At 70.0% G+C, this 21,672-nt stretch carries 20 protein-coding genes; 4 read left to right on the forward strand and 16 right to left on the reverse strand.

Going from position 1 to position 21,672, the window contains the following annotated elements; all coding sequences use genetic code 11:
* Window positions 1–85: 85 nt before the first annotated feature.
* The 7 genes from cobT to ACIPEK_RS29015 form a co-directional block, all read right to left on the reverse strand.
* Entirely contained in the window at window positions 86–3,352 is a 3,267-nt protein-coding gene (cobT, locus tag ACIPEK_RS28985) for a nicotinate-nucleotide--dimethylbenzimidazole phosphoribosyltransferase (protein ID WP_402001792.1), read from the reverse strand.
* A gap of 333 nt (window positions 3,353–3,685) precedes the next feature.
* Window positions 3,686–4,924 (reverse strand): precorrin-6y C5,15-methyltransferase (decarboxylating) subunit CbiE, encoded by a 1,239-nt coding sequence (gene cbiE, locus ACIPEK_RS28990; protein WP_402001795.1) that lies wholly within the window; start codon window positions 4,922–4,924, stop codon window positions 3,686–3,688.
* Between the two features lie 107 nt (window positions 4,925–5,031).
* Window positions 5,032–5,718 carry a GNAT family N-acetyltransferase gene (locus ACIPEK_RS28995; protein WP_383073787.1) on the reverse strand — a complete coding sequence of 229 codons (687 nt, stop codon included), beginning with the start codon at window positions 5,716–5,718 and terminating at the stop codon, window positions 5,032–5,034.
* A 103-nt stretch (window positions 5,719–5,821) separates the two neighbouring features.
* Entirely contained in the window at window positions 5,822–6,688 is an 867-nt protein-coding gene (locus ACIPEK_RS29000) for a MetQ/NlpA family ABC transporter substrate-binding protein (protein WP_402001798.1), read from the reverse strand.
* 73 nt (window positions 6,689–6,761) lie between these two features.
* Window positions 6,762–7,433 (reverse strand): methionine ABC transporter permease, encoded by a 672-nt coding sequence (locus tag ACIPEK_RS29005; protein WP_402001801.1) that lies wholly within the window; start codon window positions 7,431–7,433, stop codon window positions 6,762–6,764.
* Window positions 7,430–8,491 (reverse strand): methionine ABC transporter ATP-binding protein, encoded by a 1,062-nt coding sequence (locus ACIPEK_RS29010; RefSeq protein ID WP_402001804.1) that lies wholly within the window; start codon window positions 8,489–8,491, stop codon window positions 7,430–7,432. Before ACIPEK_RS29010 ends, ACIPEK_RS29005 begins: the two co-directional genes overlap by 4 nt.
* A 395-nt stretch (window positions 8,492–8,886) precedes the next feature.
* Entirely contained in the window at window positions 8,887–9,534 is a 648-nt protein-coding gene (locus ACIPEK_RS29015; protein WP_402001807.1) for an HAD family hydrolase, read from the reverse strand.
* Between the two features lie 92 nt (window positions 9,535–9,626).
* Between ACIPEK_RS29015 and ACIPEK_RS29020 the strand changes: the two genes are divergently transcribed.
* Both ACIPEK_RS29020 and ACIPEK_RS29025 read left to right on the forward strand, forming a co-directional pair.
* Window positions 9,627–9,986 (forward strand): hypothetical protein, encoded by a 360-nt coding sequence (locus ACIPEK_RS29020; protein ID WP_072484474.1) that lies wholly within the window; start codon window positions 9,627–9,629, stop codon window positions 9,984–9,986.
* Window positions 9,987–9,988: 2 nt separating this feature from the next.
* Window positions 9,989–10,426 carry a hypothetical protein gene (locus ACIPEK_RS29025; protein ID WP_383073777.1) on the forward strand — a complete coding sequence of 146 codons (438 nt, stop codon included), beginning with the start codon at window positions 9,989–9,991 and terminating at the stop codon, window positions 10,424–10,426.
* 25 nt (window positions 10,427–10,451) lie between these two features.
* Here ACIPEK_RS29025 and ACIPEK_RS29030 read toward each other — a convergent pair whose 3' ends face one another.
* From ACIPEK_RS29030 to ACIPEK_RS29040, 3 genes are all read right to left on the reverse strand, one after another.
* Window positions 10,452–10,955: a GNAT family N-acetyltransferase gene (locus ACIPEK_RS29030; protein WP_383073776.1), complete on the reverse strand. Its 504-nt coding sequence runs from the start codon at window positions 10,953–10,955 to the stop codon at window positions 10,452–10,454.
* Window positions 10,956–10,991: 36 nt separating this feature from the next.
* On the reverse strand, window positions 10,992–11,558 hold the full coding sequence (locus tag ACIPEK_RS29035; protein ID WP_402001811.1) for a sigma-70 family RNA polymerase sigma factor: 567 nt from the start codon (window positions 11,556–11,558) through the stop codon (window positions 10,992–10,994).
* A 94-nt stretch (window positions 11,559–11,652) separates the two neighbouring features.
* Complete coding sequence (locus tag ACIPEK_RS29040) at window positions 11,653–12,855, reverse strand: glycerophosphodiester phosphodiesterase (RefSeq protein ID WP_402001814.1); 1,203 nt, start codon at window positions 12,853–12,855, stop codon at window positions 11,653–11,655.
* A gap of 234 nt (window positions 12,856–13,089) precedes the next feature.
* Here ACIPEK_RS29040 and ACIPEK_RS29045 point away from each other — a divergent pair, with 234 nt between their 5' ends.
* Window positions 13,090–13,761 (forward strand): lysophospholipid acyltransferase family protein, encoded by a 672-nt coding sequence (locus tag ACIPEK_RS29045; protein WP_382216810.1) that lies wholly within the window; start codon window positions 13,090–13,092, stop codon window positions 13,759–13,761.
* A gap of 102 nt (window positions 13,762–13,863) precedes the next feature.
* Here the strand turns inward: ACIPEK_RS29045 and ACIPEK_RS29050 are convergent, their stop codons facing one another.
* Window positions 13,864–15,408, reverse strand: coding sequence for an MFS transporter (locus tag ACIPEK_RS29050; RefSeq protein ID WP_402001817.1), 1,545 nt, complete (start codon window positions 15,406–15,408; stop codon window positions 13,864–13,866).
* A complete protein-coding gene (locus ACIPEK_RS29055; RefSeq protein ID WP_402001820.1) occupies window positions 15,405–15,956 on the reverse strand; it encodes a TetR/AcrR family transcriptional regulator in 552 nt (183 codons plus the stop codon). The genes ACIPEK_RS29050 and ACIPEK_RS29055 overlap by 4 nt, the downstream gene beginning before the upstream one ends.
* 81 nt (window positions 15,957–16,037) lie before the next feature.
* Between ACIPEK_RS29055 and ACIPEK_RS29060 the strand changes: the two genes are divergently transcribed.
* Window positions 16,038–16,562 carry a hypothetical protein gene (locus ACIPEK_RS29060; protein WP_402001823.1) on the forward strand — a complete coding sequence of 175 codons (525 nt, stop codon included), beginning with the start codon at window positions 16,038–16,040 and terminating at the stop codon, window positions 16,560–16,562.
* A 27-nt stretch (window positions 16,563–16,589) separates the two neighbouring features.
* Here the strand turns inward: ACIPEK_RS29060 and ACIPEK_RS29065 are convergent, their stop codons facing one another.
* The 4 genes from ACIPEK_RS29065 to ACIPEK_RS29080 all read right to left on the reverse strand — a co-directional run bounded on the left by ACIPEK_RS29065 (window position 16,590) and on the right by ACIPEK_RS29080 (window position 21,438).
* Window positions 16,590–17,489, reverse strand: a complete 900-nt coding sequence (locus ACIPEK_RS29065; protein ID WP_402001826.1) for a sigma-70 family RNA polymerase sigma factor — start codon at window positions 17,487–17,489, stop codon at window positions 16,590–16,592.
* A gap of 100 nt (window positions 17,490–17,589) precedes the next feature.
* On the reverse strand, window positions 17,590–18,600 hold the full coding sequence (locus ACIPEK_RS29070; protein ID WP_402001829.1) for an aldo/keto reductase: 1,011 nt from the start codon (window positions 18,598–18,600) through the stop codon (window positions 17,590–17,592).
* A 124-nt stretch (window positions 18,601–18,724) separates the two neighbouring features.
* The gene (argH, locus tag ACIPEK_RS29075) at window positions 18,725–20,158 is read right to left on the reverse strand and encodes an argininosuccinate lyase (protein ID WP_402001831.1); all 1,434 of its coding nucleotides are present in this window, start codon (window positions 20,156–20,158) and stop codon (window positions 18,725–18,727) included.
* Window positions 20,159–20,244: 86 nt separating this feature from the next.
* Complete coding sequence (locus ACIPEK_RS29080) at window positions 20,245–21,438, reverse strand: argininosuccinate synthase (RefSeq protein ID WP_402001834.1); 1,194 nt, start codon at window positions 21,436–21,438, stop codon at window positions 20,245–20,247.
* Window positions 21,439–21,672: the final 234 nt, after the last annotated feature.

Consider the following 21,672-nt stretch of genomic DNA (forward strand, 5'->3'; position numbering starts at 1 on the left):
CCGCCCCGGACCCCCGCGCCTCGATCGCCGACGAGGCCGGAGAACAAGCCCTTCGGTGATTGAGAGCGCGGGTCCGGTGGAGGGGCTACTTCTCCGTGACGCCCGCCGAGTCGAACGTCGCCACCTCATGCATCGCCCGCGCCGCACTCTGCACGATCGGCAGCGCCAGCAGCGCGCCCGTGCCTTCGCCGAGGCGGAGGTCGAGGTCGACCAGCGGGCGCAGGCCCAGCTTGTTGAGCGCGGCGACATGGCCGGGCTCGGCGCTGCGGTGGCCGGCGATGCAGGCGGCGAGGGCCTCGGGGGCGATCGCCCGGGCGACCAGGGCCGCGGCGCCCGCGCTCACGCCGTCGAGGATGACGGGCGTACGGAGCGAGGCACCACCCAGCAGGAAGCCGGCCATCGCCGCGTGTTCGAGGCCGCCGACCGATGCCAGGACACCGATCGGGTCTGCCGGGTCGGGCTGGTGGAGTTCGAGGGCCCGGCGGACCACATCGACCTTGCGGGCGTGCATCTCGTCGTTGATGCCGGTACCGCGACCGGTCACCTCCGCCGGGTCCATGCCCGTGTACACACAGATCAGTGCGGCCGACGCGGTGGTGTTGGCGATGCCCATCTCACCGGTGAGCAGGCCCTTGTTGCCTGCCGCGACCAGATCACGGGCGGTCTCGATGCCGACCTCGATGGCCGCGAGGACCTCTTCACGGGTGAGGGCCGGCCCGGTCGTGAAGTCGGCCGTCCCGGCGCGCACCTTGCGCGGCAGCAGGCCGGGGGTCGCGGGCAGCTCCGTGGCGACGCCGACGTCGACGACGCACACCTCGGCGCCGACCTGGGCCGCGAACGCGTTGCAGACCGCGCCGCCGCCGAGGAAGTTGGCGACCATCTGGCCGGTGACCTCCTGCGGCCAGGCCGTGACGCCCTGGGCGTGCACTCCGTGGTCACCCGCGAAGATTGCGACGGCCGCGGGCTCAGGGATCGGCGGCGGGCACATCCGGGAGAGTCCCGAGAGCTGCGCGGAGATGATCTCCAGCATCCCGAGCGCACCAGCGGGCTTGGTCATCCGCTTCTGGCGTTCCCAGGCCTCGCCGAGCGCCTTGGCATCCAGCGGACGGATATTGGAGATGGTCTCCTGCAGCAGGTCGTGCGGCTCCTCGCCGGGCAGTGCACGACGGCCGTACGTCTCCTCGTGGACGACCCAGGACAGCGGGCGGCGCTTGGACCAGCCCGCCTGCATCAGCTCTGGCTCCTCGGGGAACTCGTCGACGTAACCGACACAGAGGTACGCGACGACTTCGAGGTGCTCGGGCAGGCCCAGGGCGCGGACCATCTCGCGCTCGTCGAAGAAGCTGACCCAGCCGACGCCGAGCCCTTCGGCGCGGGCGGCGAGCCACAGATTCTCGACGGCGAGCGCCGAGGAGTAGGGGGCCATCTGCGGCTGGGTGTGCCGGCCGAGGGTGTGGCGGCCGCCGCGGGTGGGGTCGGCGGTGACGACGATGTTGACCGGCGTGTCGAGGATGGCCTCGATCTTCAGCTCCTTGAACTGCTTGGCCCGGCCCTTGGGAAGCGACTTGGCGTAGGCGTCGCGTTGGCGCTGTGCCAGCTCGTGCATGGAACGACGGGTCTCCGCCGAGCGGATGACGACGAAGTCCCAGGGCTGCGAGTGGCCGACGCTGGGCGCCGTGTGCGCGGCTTCGAGGACGCGGAGCAGGACCTCGTGCGGAATCGGGTCGCTGCGGAAGCCGTTGCGGATGTCGCGGCGCTCGCGCATGACCCGCAGGACGGCCTCGCGCTCGGCATCGTCGTAGCCGGGGGCGGGCGCGGAGGCGGGAGTCCCGGTCTCTTCGGACTCGGATACCTCGGGAACCTCCGCTTCCTCGGCCCGGGGCTGGGCCTCGGGCTGTGCGGACTCCGCGGGCGCGGTCTCCGTGGCCTCTGCACTGTCCGTGGGGGGCGTGATGTCCGGGGTCTCGATGACCTCCGGGCCCGGTTCGGGCTCCGGCTCGGCCACCGTCGGAACCTCGGCCTCGGGGACGGGCGCGGGGATCGGCTCAGGAGCTTCGGCGGGCGCGACGTTCTCGACAGTCTCGACCACTTCCGCGGCCTCGGCGGCCTCGGGCTGAGCGGGCTGGACCGGCTCCATCGCGAACACCACGCGCTCGGGCTCGGGCTCGCTTTCCACGGCCTGCTCCACCACGGGGGTCGGGGCCAGGTGCGGGGCCGTCGGCACCGAACCTTCCACGGGCACGAACTGGCCCGTGGGAGCGGCTTCCGCGATGTCCTCCGATGCGACGACAGCGACTTCGGCAGCCACCTCGGGCACAGCCTCTGCTTGTGCCCCGGCCTGTGCCCCGGCAAAAACCTCCGCCGGAACCTCGACGGAAGTCTCGACAGTGGTCGGTACCGCATCGGCCTCGGGAGCGCTCACGGCCTCGGGCACCACTACCGGAGCGATCTGCACCGGCTGTGCCTGCTGTGCCGCCGCTACCGGCTCGGCGACCGGCTCCGGCACGACCGTTTCTGCCGCTACCGGGGGAACGGCCGGCTGCGGCGCCTCGGCCGGCCAAGGGCTTCCGCTCTGCGGCAGGATCTCACCGAGCTGCGGGCCCTGCAGTGCGGCCGCCTCGTCAACCGGCGTCTCGAAGTACTCGGGCCCGGTGGTCGGCGGTCCGGCGTGCCGTGCGGGGGCCTGGGCCTGGGTCTGGGCCTGCGCCTGGGGCGCGCCCGCCGGTCCGCGGTCGGCGAGCGAGCGGACCACACCGCCGCTCGGCGTTCCGCCGTAGGACGGCCCGCCGTCTGCCGCGACCGGGCCGCGATGCAGCGGCCGGCGCACCGGGGCCTGGGTCTGCGCTGCCGTGGCCGGGGCGGGAGCCGGGGTGGGCGACGGGATGCGTACGCCCCTCAGGTCGACCGAACCGGAGTCGCGGCCACCGGTCTCGTGCGTCCCCTGGCCGGTCCCGGGCAGGGGTTCGGCCACCGGCTGCTGTGCGGCGTATGCGTCCGCGACCTGCGTCTGGACCGGTTCCTGCACCTGCACGGGCCCCTGGGGCTGCGCGGGAGCCTCGCCGACCGGCTGGGAGTGGACCGCGTGCGCCGAGGGCTGGGCCTGGTAGGCGCCCTGTTCGGGCAGCAGTGCCTGCGCGGCGACGCCCTCGGGGTACTGACCGGGGGCCGGCACCGCCTGCGGGTCGCCCCAGGCGCCCTGGGGGCTCGGCATCAGCAGGAGATCGTCGTCCTCGGACGCATGCTCGGAGGGAGCGAGGTAGGTGTAGGCATCCGGGGCGGCGATGCCCGGCTGCTCCACCATGCCTGCGTTCTCCGGCAGTCCCTCACCCGGGATCTGGCCGGTGTCACTCATGCGTACCCCTCGCCCATCGTCAGTGCTCCTTCGGCCCATCGCCCGGGACGCCCGACCACGGCACGCCGGCGCTCGTCAACAAGAACGAGCGGGCGCGCCGCGCGGCACGAAACGGTCGCGGACATCCTGCATTCTCGCGGCCGTTCGCCGCCGCGGCAGCTCATTTCGCCACGGCCCGCTGTGGACTGCGCCACGTCGCGCATCCCCCGGTTCTGCCGTACCACAACGGGGGCCAAAGCGATCCCCTTTTCCGGACATTGACGAACGAAGCGACGAACGTCCAGCCGCGGTGCAACGATCGGCCAGCCTACCTCGCGCTGTACGCCGACCGGGTCAGGGGGCGAGGTCCGAACGCTGCGCCGAGAGCAGGAACACGACCGAGCGTTCGCGCTCCGACCATGCGGCCGTGTCGAGTTCGACGGACTGGAGGAGCGAACACCGGACGGTGTACCCGTTCCCGGTGAGTGCCGCGCCGAGTGCCTCGGCCTCGTCGCGCGTCGACGCATGGGTCACGATGCGCTCGGGCCGGCGCTCGGTGACGGCGGTGACGACGGGGACTCCCCCGCCCCCGATCCGTACGACATCGGGCTCCGGCAGCCGTTCCAGCACGTGGGGTGCCCGGCCCTCGACGACCTGGAGCTGGACTCCGAAGGACCGGGCCGACGCCGCGGTGCGGGCGCAGGCCGCCGGGTCGCTGTCGACCGCCAGGACCGCCGCCCCGAAACGGGCGGCCTCCACCGCCAGGGCCCCGCTGCCGGAACCGATGTCCCACAGGAGGTCTCCGGTGCGGGGGCCCAGGTGGGCCAGTTGGGCGGCGCGCAGCCCCGGGGACTCGCCCTCGCCACTCTCGTCCCCGGCGTCCGTGGCGCCGCCCGGGTAGGCATGGGAGGGCAGTGCCCAGCCTCGTACGCCACGGGGGCAGGCGGGGTGACGGCCGGCGATCCAGGCGCCGGTGGCCTGCGGTTCGGGGCCGCCGCCGATGACGATCACCACGTTGGGATCGCGCCAGACGTGGTCGGCGGCCTTTTCGGATGTGACGACGCTGACCTGTTCGCGTGCGGTGCCGAGTTCCTCGCAGATGACGAAAGTGCGGTGGACGCCTTCGAGGAGCAGGGCGAGTTCGGCGGGGCCGGCGCCGGGCGAGGTGAGGACGGCGACCTTGTGGTGGGCGCGGCAGACGTTGACGGCGCGCCGCAGGGTGCGGGGGTGGGCGACGACGATCTGGGCGTCCTCCCACGGCATCCCGGCGCGGGCGAACGCGGTGGCGACGGAGGACACGGCCGGCACCACTTCGACTTCGAGGCCGTGCTCGGGTGCGCGGAGATTGCGTACGACCCCGAAGAAGCCGGGGTCTCCGTCGGCGAGGACCACGGCGCTGCCGCGGTGTCCGGCGATCCGGCGGGCGGCCAGGTCGATGGAGCCCAGGCGGATCCGTTCGGCGTTCGCCGGGACTTCGGGGAGTGCGAGGTGGTGGGCGGCTCCGGCGACGAGCGTGGCGGCCGAGAGGGCGGCCGTGGCCGCTCCGGTCAGTGGCGAGCCGTCCCAGCCGATCACGGTGACCCGATCGGCCATCTGTCGTCAGTCTCCTGGAGTTGTCGCAGGTGGGAATCCCCGCGAGGGGCGGGCAGGGTGAGAGTACCCGGTCCGTACCAGTACGGTGTCAGGACCCCTTCGAGGGGTCAGTTCCAGTCGTTGTAGGCGCCGTAGCCGCCCGCGTCGGCGAGCTGCTCGGCGACCCCTTCGAGGTCCTCGGGAAGCAGGCCCCAGACGATCAGGTCGGTCCTGATGTCGGTCCAGCCTCCGTCTGTGCCGTTCTCGGTCCGGGTGCGCGCTATGCGGGCGTTGCGCAGCACTCCCTCGCTGATGCAGCCGAGCTTCTGGGCGACCTGCTGGGAGGCGGTGTTGTCGGCGGCGGTGCGCAGTTCGATGCGCTCGAAGCCCTGGTCACGGAAGAGCCACTGGGCCAGCGCCAGCACGGACTCGGTGGCGTATCCCTCGCCGCGTGCCCAGGGGGCGGTGATGTACGCGGCCTCGGTGGCGAGGGTGCGCCAGTCGGTGTTGCGCAGGCGGACCGAACCGACGAGTCGCTGGGTGAGGAATTCGGTGACGGCGAAGACGATGCCGTCGCCCGTGGTGCGCTGTGCGGGTGCGATCCTGCGGACCCAGCGTTCGGCGTCGACCTGGGTGTAGGGGTGAGGAGCCTCGGTCCAGGCGGTGACGAGTTCATCGTTCATCATCTCGATGTACGCGGGGATGTCCGCCATGTCGAAGGGGCGCAGCACCAACCGATCCGTGCTGATGGAGATGTCCGGAAAGGTGGAAGTCATGCGCAGCTCCATGCCGAAGACCGTGTAAAGGCACAGCATGCAGCATCGGGCCGGCGTTGTGCATGGGCGGGTCCGTACGACGGAGCCCCGCGCCCCCCTTGGCGGGGTGTGCGGGGCTCGTCGGACAAATTACGTACGGATGTCAGGACTTGGCGGCGGTGCCGAAGGCCGGGACGACCGAGCCCTGGTAGGTGTCCTCGATGAACTTCTTGACCTCGTCGGAGTGGAGGAGCTTCACGAGCTTCTGGACGCGGGCGTCCTTCTCGTTGCCCTTCTTCACCGCGATGATGTTGGCGTACGGGTTGCCGTCGGCCTTCTCCAGCGCCAGGGCGTCCTTGGCAGGCTTGAGCTTGGCCTCGATGGCGTAGTTGCCGTTGATGACGGCGGCGTCCACATCGTTCAGGGCGCGGGGCACGGTTGCGGCCTCCAGCTCCTTGAACTCCAGGCCCTTCTTGTCGGTGATGTCGCTCAGCTTGGCGTCGGTGCCGACGCCGGACTTGAGGGTGATCAGACCGTTCTCGGCGAGCAGCTGGAGGGCGCGGCCCTCGTTCGTGGTGTCGTTGGGCACCGCGATGGTCTGGCCGGACTTGATGTCACCGATGGCCTTGACCTTCTTGGAGTAGAGGCCGAGGGGCTCCAGGTGGACGGTGCCGACGGAGACGAGGTGGGTGTTGTTCTTCTTGTTGAAGTCGTCGAGGTACGGCGCGTGCTGGAAGAAGTTGGCGTCGACCTGGCCGGTCTCGGTGGCGGTGTTCGGCAGGACGTAGTCCGTGAACTCCTTGACCTCCAGCTTGAGGCCGGCCTTGGCCGCCAGGTTCTTCTTGACGAAGTTCAGGATGTCGGCGTGCGGCGTCGGGGACGCGGCTACGACGAGCGCCTTGGAGGTGTCGGCCTTGGCGCCGGTCTCGCTCTTGGAGGCCGGGTCGGACGACGTGCCGCAGGCGGTGAGGCCGAAGGCCAGGGCGGCGGTGGCGGCGGCAGCTGCGGTGATCTTGATGTTCTTACGCACGAAAAGTGCCTCTTTCTGGTGGTGAGGGTGGTGCGCCCGGACAAGGAGTTCGGGCTTGAGCGGAGAGGAGGTCTCAGGTGGTGGTGCGGCCCCGGCGGGCCAGCAGGCGTACGGCTCCGTCGCCGATCAGCTGGATCACGGTCACGATGACGATCAGCAGCGCGACGGTGATGAGCATGAACTGGTTGTCGAAGCGCTGGAATCCGTAGGTCACGGCCTTGGAGCCGAGCCCCTCGCCGCCGACCGCGCCGGCCATCGCGGAGTAGCCGATCAGCACGATGACGGTGGTGGTGACGCCGGAGATGAGCGAGGGCAGGGCCTGTGGCAGCAGCACCTTGCGCACGATCGTCGGGATGGATCCGCCCATCGACTGGACGGCTTCGACGAGCCCGTGGTCGACCTCGCGGACGGCCGTCTCGACGAGCCGTGCGAAGAACGGGATGGCGCCGACGGCGAGCGGCACGATCATCGCGGTCGGGCCGATGAAGGTACCGACGACCCAGGTGGTGAAGGGGATCAGGGCGATCAGCAGGATGATGAACGGCAGCGAGCGGCCGATGTTCACGATCACGCCGATGACCTTGTTCACCGGGGTGTTCTGGAGCAGTCCGCCCTTGTCGGTGAGGACCAGCAGGACGCCGAGCGGCAGCCCCACGAGAGCAGTGACGACCGCGGACCAGAGCACCATGTAAAGGGTGTCGATGGTTCCCTGGGTGAGCAGCGGCTGCATTTCGGACCAGGTCACTTCGCCACCTCCTTGGTGAGCGGGGCGGGGGTCAGTATGGGGATGGCGGCGGCGTCGTGCTCCACGACCTCGGCCTGCAGGCCCTGCTCCCGCAGGAAACCGATCGGGACGACGTTCTCCTCGAAGCGGCCGGGCAGTTCGATGCGCATCCGGCCGATCTGGTTGCCGCCGACGGTGTCCATCGCGGCGCCCAGGATCGAGATGTCGATGTTGTACGTACGGGAGAGCTGGGAGATCACCGGCTGGGTGGCGGCCTCCCCGTGGAAGGTGACGTCGACGACCGTGCGATCGGGGCCGGAGGCCGTACCGCCGACGGGGAACAGCTCGTGGGCCAGTTCGGAGCCGGGGGTGGCGAGCAGTTCACCGACGGTGCCGGATTCGACGATGCGTCCCCGCTGCATCAGCGCGGCGGAGTCGCAGATCGTCTTGACGACGTCCATCTCGTGCGTGATGAGCAGGACCGTCAGGCCGAGCTGCTGGTTGAGGTCGCGCAGCAGCTGGAGGATGGAGCGGGTGGTCTCGGGGTCGAGGGCGGAGGTCGCCTCGTCGGAGAGCAGCACCTTGGGGTCTCCGGCGAGCGCGCGGGCGATGCCGACGCGCTGCTTCTGCCCGCCGGAGAGCTGGCCGGGATAGGCCTTGGCCTTGTCGGCGAGGCCGACCAGGTCGAGGAGTTCGAGGGCCTTGCGGGAGCGGTCCTTGCCAGAGACGCCGAGGATCTCCAGCGGGAGTTCGACGTTGTCCTGGACGTTGCGCGAGGCCAGCAGGTTGAAGTGCTGGAAGACCATGCCGATGCGGCTGCGCGCCTCGCGCAGCTCCTTGCCGGCCCGGCGGCCCCGGCCGGCGAGGGCGGTGAGGTCCTGGCCGGCCACGGTCACGGTGCCGGAGGTGGGGCGTTCCAGGAGATTGACGCAGCGGATGAGGGAGGATTTTCCGGCACCGCTCTGTCCGATGACGCCGTACACCTCGCCCTCGCGGACGTGCAGGTCGACGCCGTCCAGGGCGGTGACCTCGCGGCCGCGCGACTGGTAGACCTTCGTGAGGCCCGAAGTGGTGATCACAGGGGTTTCCGTCACTGTCGAGTGCGCGGCGCGGTGTCCGCCGGGCACGGGGCATTCGTCTGATGAGACTGTTTGGACGTTTCGATCGGACGTTCCAAGCGGGGGTCTCGGCACGGCCGGCTGCGGCGGGTGGCCGGAACAGCGGTGCTCGGGCAGGCTCGTTCCGCCGGGTGCGGACGGCTCTGGCTCGGTCTCGCTTCGGGGCGCGAGGCTCAGGCGGGGGCCCTCAGAAGGCGCGCATTCGACACATACAACGAGCACCGGGCGTCGTGATCGCCTCGGTCGCAAGGATGCGGTTGCTCGTCGTGGTCATGGCCCAAGTAAAACAGACGTAACGTTCCGCCCAGCCCGCCTGTCCGAATAGCGGACAGCCGTGGATGGCGGTGCGAGCCAGTTCAGCCGACCGTCGTGATTTCCACGCCCTGGGCTGTGACCTGCACCGATACGGCGGAGAGGTCATCGATGACAACATCCGCGTCCAGCTCGGATCGGTCGTGCGTTGTGGCCAAGGCCACGGTCTTCATGCCTGCCGCCCGTCCGGCCCGCAGTCCGGCGGGGGCGTCCTCGAAGACCACACAGCGGGCCGGGTCGACGCCGAGGCGCGCGGCGGCCAGGAGGTAGGGCTCGGGGTCGGGCTTGCCCCGGGTGACGTCCTCGGCGGCGATCATCACGGGGAAGTCGATCCCCACCTCGCGCAGCCGGGCCTCGCCGAGCGGCCGGGTGGCGGAGGTGACGACGGCCCAGCGGTGCGCGGGCAGCGCACCGAGCAGTTCCTTGGTGCCGGGCAGGATCACGACTCCGCCGGGGGCGTCCTCGACCTCCAGCTGTTCTATACGGGCCAGGGCCCCGTCGACCCGATCCGCGGGCAGCAGCTCGGCGATGATCTCGCCTGCCGTCCGGCCGTGCAGTTCGATGCCCTGGAAGTCCTGCGCCGTCATCCCGTACTCCTGGGCCCACCGGGTCCAGCAGCGGTACACCGACTCGATCGAGGAGAGCAGTGTTCCGTCGTTGTCGAACAGCAGGGCTTCGGCATGGATCTTCATGTGTATCGACACTAGGGCCTTGCCCTCGGGCCATGTCCTCCGGGTACGGGGGCGCACGCAGGGGGCCTTTTGGTCCGTAATACCCTCACCTCATGCTTGACGCCCTGACGGTCGCGGTCGCCGTGACCGCGCTCGCCCTCGCCGCCTGGTGCGGATTCGCTGCATACCGGGACCAGCCGACCAAGGACTGGCACTTCATCGGGATGGCAGTGGTCTCCCTGCTGGCGCTGGCCCAGCTGGTGGTGGGCATCGTGCAGCTGTCCCGGGGCGAACGGCCCGAGCAGGGCATGACGATCTTCATCGCGTATCTGATCGGGGCCTTCCTCGCCGTGCCCGCGGCCGGTTTCCTGTCGCTCACCGAGCGGACCCGGTGGGGTTCGGTGACAGTGGCGGCGGGCGCGGTCGTGCTGGCCGTCCTCGAAGTCCGGCTCTACGACATCTGGGGAAACTGACCGTGACCGAAACCGATCGCACCCCCGCAGCGGCCACCGGCGAGAAGCAGCCCTTCGACCTCGGCACCGGTCCCGGCCGGGTGCTGGTCTGGTTCTACGGGGTGTTCACCGTCGCGGCGGCCTCCCGCTCGATCGTCCAGATGATCCTGGACTTCGACAAGGCGCCGCTCGCCTACGCGCTGTCGGCCGTCGCCGCCCTCGTGTACGGATTCATCACGTACTCGCTGGTGCGCGGCGGCGAGAAGGCGCGCAGGTCGGCGCTGGTGTGCTGCGCCGCCGAGCTCCTGGGTGTGCTGGTCGTGGGGACCTGGACGATGGTGGAGCCCTCGGCGTTCGCGGACGCCACCGTCTGGTCCGACTTCGGTATGGGCTATCTGTTCATCCCGGTGATCCTGCCGATCACCGGGATGATGTGGCTGCGCCGGGCGAAAACCGCGTAGGCGGAGCGAGAACGCGTAACCGGCCCTACGCGCTGGCCACATAGGCGGGGGCGGTCGTGTCCTTCTCCAGCAGGATCATCCGGACACCGTCCCGACCGGTCTCGTTGCCCACGGGGGCGTAACCCGCCCGCTGGTAGAGCCGCAGATTGCCCTCGCTGCGATGGCCGGTGTGCAGCCGGAAGCGAGTGGCCGACCGCTCGTCGACGAGTCCCGACTCCGCGGCCCGCAGCAGCCGGGCGCCGAGACCGTGCCCCTGGAGCCGCGGGTGGACGCAGAGCCTCGCGATCTGACCGGTACCGTCCTGATCGGTGGATCCACGGACCGAGCCGACGACTTCGTCCCCCAGCCGCGCCACGAACACCAGATTCGTGGCGATCTCCGCGCGCACCGAATCGAGGGTCTGGACGAGCGGGTCGATCCGGTAGTTCCCGTACAGCTCCGCCTCGCTCTGGAAGCAGAGGTACTGAAGTTTCAAGATCTGTTCGGCGTCCTGTGCCGCCGCCGCCGAGATGATCACGCTCATGCCCATGTGCGCATGCCTCCGCCCACCTGATCCACCGGTTGTCTAACGCTCCTTTCCCCGCAGTTCAGGAGCTACAACCTCCGCCGCGAGCATTCTGCGCAGACATCCAAGGCATCGGGAACGGATCGGACCCAAACTCCCCTGTGACATACCCAACTTCCCTGCGATTTCCCGGTAGGTGGGATCACTGGGCGCGAGCATCGCCGCCAGCAGCCGGGCGCACCGGCCGGGTAGCCGTTCCACCGCGGCGCGCAGCGCCCGGCGTTCGTCGGCGCCGACGGCGATCCGCTCCGGGCAGCCGGCCGGATCCGCGGAGGTCTCGTCACGGTAGGGGCGTTCGCGCCGGGCGGTACGGCGGGCCCTGCGGGCCTCCGCCCGTACGGCGTCCCGCACCCAGCGCGCCGTGTCCGCCGGCGGCCCGTCCTGCGCGAGCCGCTCCAGCAGCCGTAGCCAGACGGCCTGTTCGAGATCGGCGGTTTCGATCGCCGCGCCCGTTGCCGAGGCTGCCGCCTCGGCCGCGGCCTCGGCACTCACCAGTGGATACAGGGAATGGACGACCGCCGCAGGGCCGGCGGCGGTCCCCACGGGGGCGAGATCGATAAGCGTCATGCCCCGGCCGACGCACCTGTGCCGACGGCCGGTTGCCGTAACCGGCGAGCACCACCCGACCGGGGCACGCCCCGGCCGGGTGCTGACGCAGGTGTCACCTCACGGCGAAGTCCGCCGCAGCGAGAAGAGCGGTGTCTGGATTGTCGGAGAAGATCCCGTCGATACCCGTCGCGAAGTACGCCTGGAACGCGCCGAATGCGTCACCGTACGCGTTGGGGTCCGTGCCGCGCCGGAAGTCGGCAGGAAGGAAGGAGTTCTCGTTCCGCATGGTGTACGGGTGGAGGACCAGGCCCTGGGCGTGCGCATCCTTCACCAGGGTGGTCGGTGCGGTGAGCCGGCCCGAGGCGTCCTTGGGAATGATCAGGTCCAGAGTGGGTCCGATGCCCTGCGCGAAGGACGCCATCCACTTCAGGCCCTCGGGCTTCACCAGGTCGGCGACGGTACGCGGATCTCCGGACGTCACGAAGTCCCAGGGCCGCTCGCCGGCGCCGGAGAGCAGTACGACCCGCGGGGTGGCGACGAGTCCGGCCAGCCGCTGGATGCTGCCGGGCTCGAAGGACTGGAGGATGAGCGGCGACTGCTTGCGGTGGCGGTTGTAGCGGCGCAGCAGCTTGGCGAGGGGCTCCTCGAGTCCGAGGCCGAGGCCGCGGAAGTACGTGGGGTGCTTGGTCTCGACGTACAGCCAGACCGGCTTGCCGCGCTTGCGGCCCTCGCGGTCGGCCCACTGGAGCACCTCTTCGAACGTGGGTACCTCCCAGCGGCCGTCGTAGAGCGTGTTCTTCTGACGGGTGCCGGGGATGCGCTCCTTGGCGCGGAGCGTCTTCAGCTCGGCGAGGGTGAAGTCCTCGGTGAACCAGCCGGTGAGGGAGACCCCGTCGACCTTCTTCGTGGTTTTGCGGCTCGCGAACTCGGGGTGGGCGGAGACATCGGTGGTGGCGGTGATGTCGTTCTCGTGACGGCAGACGAGGTGGCCGTCCTTGGTCGGCACCAGGTCCTGCTCGATGATGTGCGCGCCCATGTCGAGGGCCAGCTGGTAGGAGCCGAGGGTGTGCTCGGGCCGGTAGCCGCTGGTGCCGCGGTGTCCTATGACGGTGGGCACCGGCAGGTCGAGGCGGAAGCCGCTACCCCCGCCGTGGCCCCCGGACCGCTCGGAGGCGTTTCCGGCGGCGTTTTTGGCGGCGTTCTCGGCGGCGTCGGCCGGTCCGCCGGCCAGTCCGAGGGCGGCCGTGCCCAGTACGGCGGCCCCCGCTCCCAGCAGGGTTCTGCGGCCGGGACCTGCCTGCGCGCGCTCTGTCATGAATACTCCTCGCGTGTGATGTCTCGCACCTGTCGGGCGAGGCCCGAGCGTATGGAGTCGTACCGTCGTAGGAGCAGCTCCTGGACGAACTTGGCGGAAACACATGTCAACACTGCGTATCCGCTCGATGAACCCGATGTGCGAGGGGCGAGTACCCGCGAGTATCGTCCTCACCTGCATGGACCGTCACGATCCCGCGCCCCGGCCGGCCCGGCCACTACACCGGAGGAACCGTTGTCCCGACACGCACTCATCAAGGCAGTGCTCGGACCGATCTTGCGTCTGATGTTCCGCCCCCAGGTGGAGGGTGTGGAAAACATTCCCGGGGACGGTCCGGTGATCCTCGCGGGCAATCATCTGACATTCATCGACTCGATGATCATGCCGATCTGCTGCGACCGGCAGGTTTTCTACATCGGCAAGGACGAGTACGTGACGGGCAAGGGGCTCAAGGGCCGGGCAATGGCCTGGTTCTTCACGGGCTGCGGCATGATTCCGGTGGACCGGGACGGCGGCCGCGGCGGTGTCGCGGCGCTGATGACGGGCCGTCGGGTGCTGGAGGAGGGCAAGGCGTTCGCCATCTATCCGGAGGGCACCCGCTCCCCCGACGGCCGCCTCTACCGGGGCCGTACGGGCATCGCCCGGCTGACGCTGATGACGGGTGCGCCGGTGGTGCCGTTCGCGATGATCGGTACGGACAAGCTGCAGCCCGGTGGTACCGGTCTGCCCCGTCCCGGCAAGGTGACGGTCCGTTTCGGTGCTCCGATGGAGTTCTCCCGCTACGAGGGCATGGACCGCGACCGCTATGTGCTGCGGGCGGTGACCGACTCCGTGATGGCCGAGGTGATGCGGCTGTCGGGTCAGGAGTACGTCGACATGTATGCGACGAAGGCCAAGGCCGCGTGAGCTGACGCGCGGCGCAGGACATACGGAAGGGCCCGTACCCCGGTTGGTGGTACGGGCCCTTCCGTATGTCATCACACCTCGTACGGCCCAGGGCGCGGGCGGCTACTGGTGGACGATGCCGTCCTCCAGCTTCTGACCGCGCAACAGGAACCAGGCGGCGACGGCCGTCGCCAGCAGGACCGCCGCGCCGACCCCCGCCGCGAGCCGCAGTCCGTCGACGAACGACTCCTGTGCCGCGGAGACCAGCGCGCCCGCCTGCTGCGCCGGAAGGCCGTGGGCCGCTTCGACGGCGCCGCCCAGCGACTCATGGGCCGCTGCGGCGTTGGCGGACGGGACGCCCTTCGGGGTGGCGAAGTCCTGGTAGACGCCGGTGACGACGGAGCCGAGCAGGGCGATGCCGAGGGCCGCACCGAGTTCGTACGCCGTCTCGGAGACCGCGCCCGCGGAGCCTGCCTGCTCCTTCGGGACGCTGGAGAGAATCACATCGGAGGTGACGGTGAAGGCGAAGCCCGCACCGACGCCGACGACCAGCAGCACCGCGCCGATCAGCGGATAGGCGGTCTCCTTGTGAATCACGGTGACCGCGGCGAGCGCCAGGCCGATCGCCCCGAGACCGCCGGACACCACCGACCGCACCGAGTAGCGCCGGGCTGCCAGGCCGGCGATCAGACCCGCGGTGACCGCACCGACGGCTGCGGGCAGTTCGGCGAGGCCGGCCTCCAGCGGCCCGCGCCCCTGTACCAGTTGCAGGAACTGGGAGAGGAAGAAGACGAGCCCCGACAGGCCGAGGATGGTCAGCAGATCAGCGAGGACCGCACCCGAGAAGCCACGGTGGTGGAAGAGCCGCATGTCCAGCAGGGGTGCGGGGAGCGTGAGTTGCCTGCGTACGAACCAGCAGAGCGCGGCCATGCCGCCGATTCCCGCGACGGCGACCTCCCAGCCCGCGCCGTGCGCGGCCAGCTCCTTGATGGCGTATACGACTCCGATCATGCCGATGAAGGAGAGCGCCACGCTGACGAGGTCCCACGGGCCCGGTGCCGGATTCTTCGACTCGGGGATCATTTTGATGCCGACGACCACGAGAACGGCCATGACCGGCAGGTTGATCAGGAAGACCGAGCCCCACCAGAAGTGCTCCAGGAGGAAGCCGCCGACGACAGGGCCGACGGCCGCACCCGCGGAGGCCATGGCTCCCCAGATACCGATGGCGAGGCTGCGCTCGCGCGGATCGTGGAAGAGATTGCGGATCAGCGCGAGCGTGGACGGCATCAGGGTGGCACCGGCGACACCGAGCAGCGCCCGCGCCAGGATCATCATCTCGGGCGTGCTCGCGTACGCGTTGAGTACGGACACCGCGCCGAAGGCGACGGCACCGGTCAGCAGCAGCTTCTTGCGGCCGATGCGGTCACCGAGGCTGCCCATGGAGACGAGGAGTCCGGCGATGACGAAGGAGTAGACGTCGCCGATCCAGAGCAGCTGGGTGCCGGACGGCTTGAGGTCCTCGGTGAGGAAGGGGGTGGCGAGGCCGAGGACCGTAGCGTCCACGGCCACGAGCAGCACAGCGAGGACGAGGACGGCCAGGGCGATCCACCGCCCCGGACGGCGCAGCTCTTGGGAGGTTTCCGCGTGCTGTTCGAGACTGCTCATTGCTCCACGCTCCGGCGTGCACCGCCGAGCAGCAACTCGACGATCATGTACTGGAAGTCCTGCCCGGCGACCCGGCCCGCCTGGACGGCCCAGGCGCCGCTGGAGACCAGTCCGTAGAGGGCCTCGGTCAGCCAGGCGGGGGTGAGGTCGATGCGGAACTCGCCGCGCTCCTGGCCGCGCCGGAAGAGGGCGGAGACCTGGGCGTCGAGCCGGTTCCAGCCTTCGTTCACCTCGTCGCCCTCGAAGAGCTGGTTCTCGGTGACGAGGAAGGAGAGCAGTCCGGCGCTCGGCTCGACGGCCGCGACGAGTCGGCGCAGCGCCTCCTCGCAGCTCCCCTCGTCGAGCGCGGCGGCGTCCAGGGCCGCTTCGAACTCCTGGATTCCCAGGTTCTCCAACGCTTTGACCAGGGCGTCCCGTCCGGCGAAGTGCCGGTGCAGGGTGGCGCGTCCGATGCCTGCGGCTCTGGCGACCTCGTCCATGGTGGCGGTCGATTTACGGGTCAGCAGGGCGGCGGCGCTGCGCAGCACCTGCTCACGGTCGAGAGTCATGAGACAACAATAAACCATATGAGACAAGAATGTCTCATCGGAGGCTCTGCCTCCGCGGAAGGGAGAGAGGACGATGTCGGCATGAAGCCGCTGCTGCTGATCGACATCGACGGTCCGCTCAATCCGTACGCGGCACTGATGCGCCGCCGGATCCCGGACGGCTATGCGCTGCATCTGATGCGGCCGACCGGGTGGGACTACGGGACGCCGCTGCCCGTCCTGCTCAACCCGGAGCACGGCCAGGCGCTGCTGGCCCTCGCCGGCCGTTACGAACTGGTCTGGGCGACGACCTGGAAGGACGAGGCCAACGAGTGGATCGGGCCGCGACTCGGGCTGCCCCCGCTGCCGTACGTCGACTGGCCGTCGATGCTTGGCGGCGCACCGGACGGTACGTACTGGAAGACGCAGTACATCGTGGAGTACGCGGCCGGCCGGCCGTTCGCCTGGGTCGACGACGAGATCGCCGAGCAGGACCGGGAGTGGATCGCGGGACAGGGGGCGGCCGAGACGCTGCTGATGTGGATCGACCCGCGGATCGGACTGCTGCCGGCCGATTTCGAGAAGCTGGCCGAGTGGGCGGACGGCCGCCGGGGCGGCGGACCCTGAGCGCGCAGTACGGCCGCCCGCCCAGGGTCAGTCGTTGAGGACGGTCAGATCCAGGTCGGGGAGGCGGGCCGGGTCGTTGATGACGGACATCTCGACGACCTTCCCCCGCGAGATCGTGAAGATCATGACCGAGAACCGCCGGCCCTCGCGCGTGGAGATGACGGCCGGGTTCCCGCCGACCAGTGCCGGCTGCGACGACTGGGCGAACGGCGCGAACATCATCGCCTGACGGGCCACGGCCGCGGCGCCCCGCACCAGGGACGGCGCACCGACACCACCGGCGCCGATGTCGGAGCGCACCACCACGTCCGGGTCGAGCACGGCGACGAGAGCCTCGAAGTCACCGCCACGAGCGGCGGCCAGGAAGGCGTCGACGACCGCGCGCTTGCGGGTGAGATCGGGGTCCGCAACCGGGTCCACCCCCTGCACCCGGCGACGGGCCCGGCTGGCGAGCTGCCGGGCCGCGGCCGGGGTGCGGTCCACGATGCGGGCGATCTCGTCGAAGGGCACGGCGAACATGTCGTGCAGTACGAAGGCGAGCCGCTCGGCGGGGTCGAGCGTTTCGAGGACGACCAGCATCGCCAGACCGACCGAGTCGGCCATCAGGGCCTGCTGCTCGGGATCGGCATCCGGCTGAGCGCCGAGCACCTGTTCGGGGGCGTGCGCCTCGGGCGCCCGTGTGTCGAGGGGCTCCTCGCGGCGGGAGCGGCGTGAGCGGAGCATGTCCAGACACACTCGCCCGACGACCGTCGTCAGCCAGCCGCCCAGGTTCTCGATCGCCCGGCTGTCGGAGCGGCTGAGCCGGATCCAGGCTTCCTGGACCGCGTCCTCCGCCTCGCTCGCCGAGCCGAGCATCCGGTAGGCCACGGCCTTCAGCTGAGTCCGGTTCTCCTCGAAGCGTTCTGCCAGGAACTCGATTCCGTCCACTGTCACATTCCTCCGTAGTGTTCCGTCAATGCGATGACGAACCGGATCTCGTCGATGTGACAGGTGGATCAGCGCCGCTTCACCGGCGCCGGGCGCCCGCTCAGCTCCACGGCAGCCCGGCGCGATGACGCCAGTACGCCTCCGGCTCCTCCACGAGCGCATCGAGCCCGGCGCGCCGCTCCTCGTCGAGGTCGACAACGGCCGCGTTCAGGTTTCCGGCGAGCTGGTCGACGGTCGCCGCACCGGAGAGCACCACACCGGCCCACGGCTGCTGCAGTACGAGCGCCAGGGCGATCGCGTCACTGCCCAGGCCGGCCTCGGCGGCGATCTCCTGGACAACGGCGGGGGCTTCCGTTCCGGCGAGCCGGCCGTTGGCCATGGCTTCCTTGACGATCACGGTGAGCCCGGCGTCATGGGCCTCGGCGAGCGCCGCTCCGGCCGAGGTCTCCAGGGCGTTGTAGGTGGCCTGGACCGTACGGAAGAGCGGCGCACCGTCGACCGTGACGGCAAGAGCGGCCCGGATGGCGTCGGCCTGGGCGGGTCCGCTCGTGGACAGGCCGACGCTGACCCCCTCCGCGGCGAGTGCGGCGAGCCGTGCGTGCAGCTCCTTGTCGGTGAGGGCCGGGCTGTCGGCGGTCACCGAGTGGATCTGGTAGAGGTCGAGGCGGTCACCGAGCAGCGCGTCGGTCTCTGCGCGCTGGCGTTCGAACGTGGCGAGGCTGTGGTCCTTGACCTCGTGCACCTCGGCTTCGACGCTCCAGTCGGCGGTGTAGGTGTAGCCCCACTTGCTGCCGATGACGACATCGCGCACTTCCGGGCGCGCCGTCAGCCACTCGGCGAGGAACTCCTCCGAACGGCCGTAGGAGCGGGCCGCGTCGAAGTAGCGGACGCCCTGCGCGTAGGCGGCATCCAGCAGCTCGTGGGTGCGCTCGCGCAGCGCCTCGACGCTGCGGTCACCGGGCAGATCGCGGTCGCGGTGGAGGTTGATGTAGCCGGGCCTGCCGACCGCTGCCAGGCCGAGCCCGATGCGGGCGGTCGGAGTACTCGCTGTGGCCGATGGGGCCTCCCCTGGTCGAGCGAAGCCGAGAGCTCGGGGAAGGGCGAAAGGCATCGTGGGCTCCTCGTCGATCGGGTGCGCTCCCCGTCAACGTAACTCAGCCCGGGAAAACCGGAAGGCGGGGAACGTACGGCCGCTCCCCGCCTCGATTCGCCTTCGGCGCTGCCGGTTCTGCGCGTCAGTTCTTCGCGGTGGCCCACGCCTGCTGGACGACGAGGTCGGCCTTGACCTCGGTGAGCTGTACGGCCACGGCCGACGGGGCCGTACCGCCGCGGCCGCTGCGGGACGCGAGCGCACCGGCCACATTGAGGACCGTGCGGACCTCGGGTGTGAGGTGCTCGGAGATCTTCGCGAACTGCTCGTCGGTCAGCTCGTCGAGCTCGATGCCCTGCTGCTCGCACTCCTTGACGCACTCGCCCGCGACCTCGTGCGCGACGCGGAACGGCACGCCCTGCTTGACCAGCCACTCGGCGATGTCGGTGGCGAGCGAGAAGCCGGCCGGGGCCAGCTCCTCCATGCGCTCGCGGTTGACGGTGAGCGTGGCCATCATTCCGGTGAAGGCGGGCAGCAGGACTTCGAGCTGGTCGCAGGAGTCGAAGACCGGCTCCTTGTCCTCCTGGAGGTCGCGGTTGTACGCGAGCGGGAGCGCCTTCAGCGTGGCCATCAGGCCCGTCAGGTTGCCGATCAGCCGGCCGGACTTGCCGCGGGCCAGCTCGGCGATGTCCGGGTTCTTCTTCTGCGGCATGATCGAGGAGCCGGTGGAGAAGGCGTCGTGCAGGGTGACGAAGGAGAACTCCTTCGTGTTCCAGATGATGACCTCCTCCGCGATCCGGGAGAGGTTGACACCGATCATCGCGGTGATGAACGCGAACTCGGCGGCGAAGTCGCGGGAGGCCGTGCCGTCGATGGAGTTGCCGACGGAGCCGTGCTCGAAGCCGAGGTCGGCGGCGACCGCCTCCGGGTCGAGCCCGAGGGACGACCCGGCCAGCGCGCCGGAGCCGTACGGGGAGACGGCGGTCCGCTCGTCCCACTGACGCAGCCGCTCGGCGTCCCGGGACAGGGACTGCGCATGGGCCAGGACGTGATGGGCGAAGAGCACCGGCTGGGCGTGCTGCAGATGTGTACGACCGGGCATCGCGACGTCCGGATGCTCCTCGGCGAGGCCGACCAGGGCGCCCTGCAGCTCGGCGATCAGACCGCCGATGATCCGGGCGTGGTCGCGCAGGTACATCCGGAAGAGCGTGGCGATCTGGTCGTTCCGGGACCGGCCGGCCCGCAGCTTGCCGCCGAGGTCCGGGCCGAGGCGCTCAAGCAGGCCGCGTTCCAGCGCGGTGTGGACGTCCTCGTCGGCGACGGTGCCGGTGAACGAGCCGTCGGCGACATCGGCTTCGAGCTGGTCGAGGCCGGCGATCATGCGGCTCAGCTCGTCCTCGGTGAGCAGGCCCGCCTTGTTCAGCACTCGCGCGTGGGCGCGGGAGCCGGCGATGTCGTACGGCGCGAGCCGCCAGTCGAAGTGGACGGAGGCGGACAGTTTGGCCAGCGCCTCGGCCGGACCGTCGGCGAAGCGGGCGCCCCAGAGGCGTACGTCGCTGTTGCCGTTGCCGTTGCTCACTGCGTGCTCCTCGGAAGAACAAGGGGTGGATGTGCAACCGCCTCCCCGCACAGAGGGTCGGGGAGGCGGCGACGTGACTACTGGGGTCAGGCGAGGTCACGCTTCGCGGCGATCTTCGACGAGAGGCCGAAGATCTCGATGAAGCCCTGCGCCTTGGACTGGTCGAACGTGTCGCCCGAGTCGTAGGTGGCGAGGTTGAAATCGTAGAGCGACTGCTCGGACTTCCGGCCGGTGACGACGGCGCGGCCCGCGTGCATGGTCATCCGGATATCACCGGTGACGTTCTGGTTGGCCTCGTTGATGAAGCCGTCCAGGGCGCGCTTGAGCGGCGAGAACCACAGGCCGTCGTAGACCAGCTCGCCCCAGCGCTGCTCGACCTGCCGCTTGTAGCGGGCCAGCTCGCGCTCGACGGTGACATTCTCCAGCTCCTGGTGGGCGGTGATCAGTGCGATCGCGCCCGGGGCCTCGTACACCTCACGGGACTTGATGCCGACGAGACGGTCCTCGACCATGTCGATCCGGCCGATGCCCTGGGCGCCGGCCCGCTGGTTGAGCTGCTGGATCGCCTGGAGGACCGTGACGGGCCTGCCGTCGACGGCCACGGGCACGCCCTCCCTGAAGGAGATGACGACCTCGTCGGCCTCGCGCGGGGTGGCGGGGTTTTCGGTGTACTCGTAGATGTCCTCGATCGGCGCGTTCCAGATGTCCTCCAGGAAGCCCGTCTCGACGGCACGCCCGAAGACGTTCTGGTCGATGGAGTACGGGGACTTCTTGGTGGTCGCGATCGGGAGATTCTTCTCCTCGCAGAAGGCGATCGCCTTGTCCCGGGTCATCGCGTAGTCACGGACCGGGGCGATGCACTTCAGGTCGGGGCCGAGCGCGGAGATGCCGGCCTCGAAGCGGACCTGGTCGTTGCCCTTGCCGGTGCAGCCGTGGGCGACGATGCCCGCGTTGTGCTTGTTGGCGGCGGCGACGAGGTGCTTGACGATGGTCGGCCGGGACAGGGCCGAGACCAGCGGGTAGCGGTCCATGTAGAGGGCGTTGGCCTTGATCGCCGGGAGACAGTACTCCTCGGCGAACTCGTCCTTGGCGTCCGCGACCTCGGCCTCGACGGCACCGCAGGCGAGCGCGCGCTTACGGATGACGTCCAGGTCCTCGCCGCCCTGACCGACATCCACTGCAACGGCGATGACCTCAGCGCCCGTCTCCTCGGCGATCCAGCCGATGGCGACGGAGGTGTCCAGGCCGCCCGAATAGGCGAGTACGACGCGCTCGGTCACGGGTTTCTCCTTACGGTGCAATCACTGATAGGCATAACTATGCAATCCTCCGTATGATTTGTCAAAGGCGCAGGTGGGCGGCGTGTCGCAGGGCCCGTGCGCGGGCGAAAAATGCCGGACTCGAACGGTCCGCGGCCGTCTAGTGCCGTAGCAGGGAACGTTTGCCCTGTTGTGATGTGACGCGCCGTTCGGGTGCTGTGCCGGGCGGCGTGTGGCCGTCACTCTGTTGGGGTG

This window comes from Streptomyces sp. NPDC088246, from assembly GCF_044741025.1.
GTDB lineage: Bacteria > Actinomycetota > Actinomycetes > Streptomycetales > Streptomycetaceae > Streptomyces.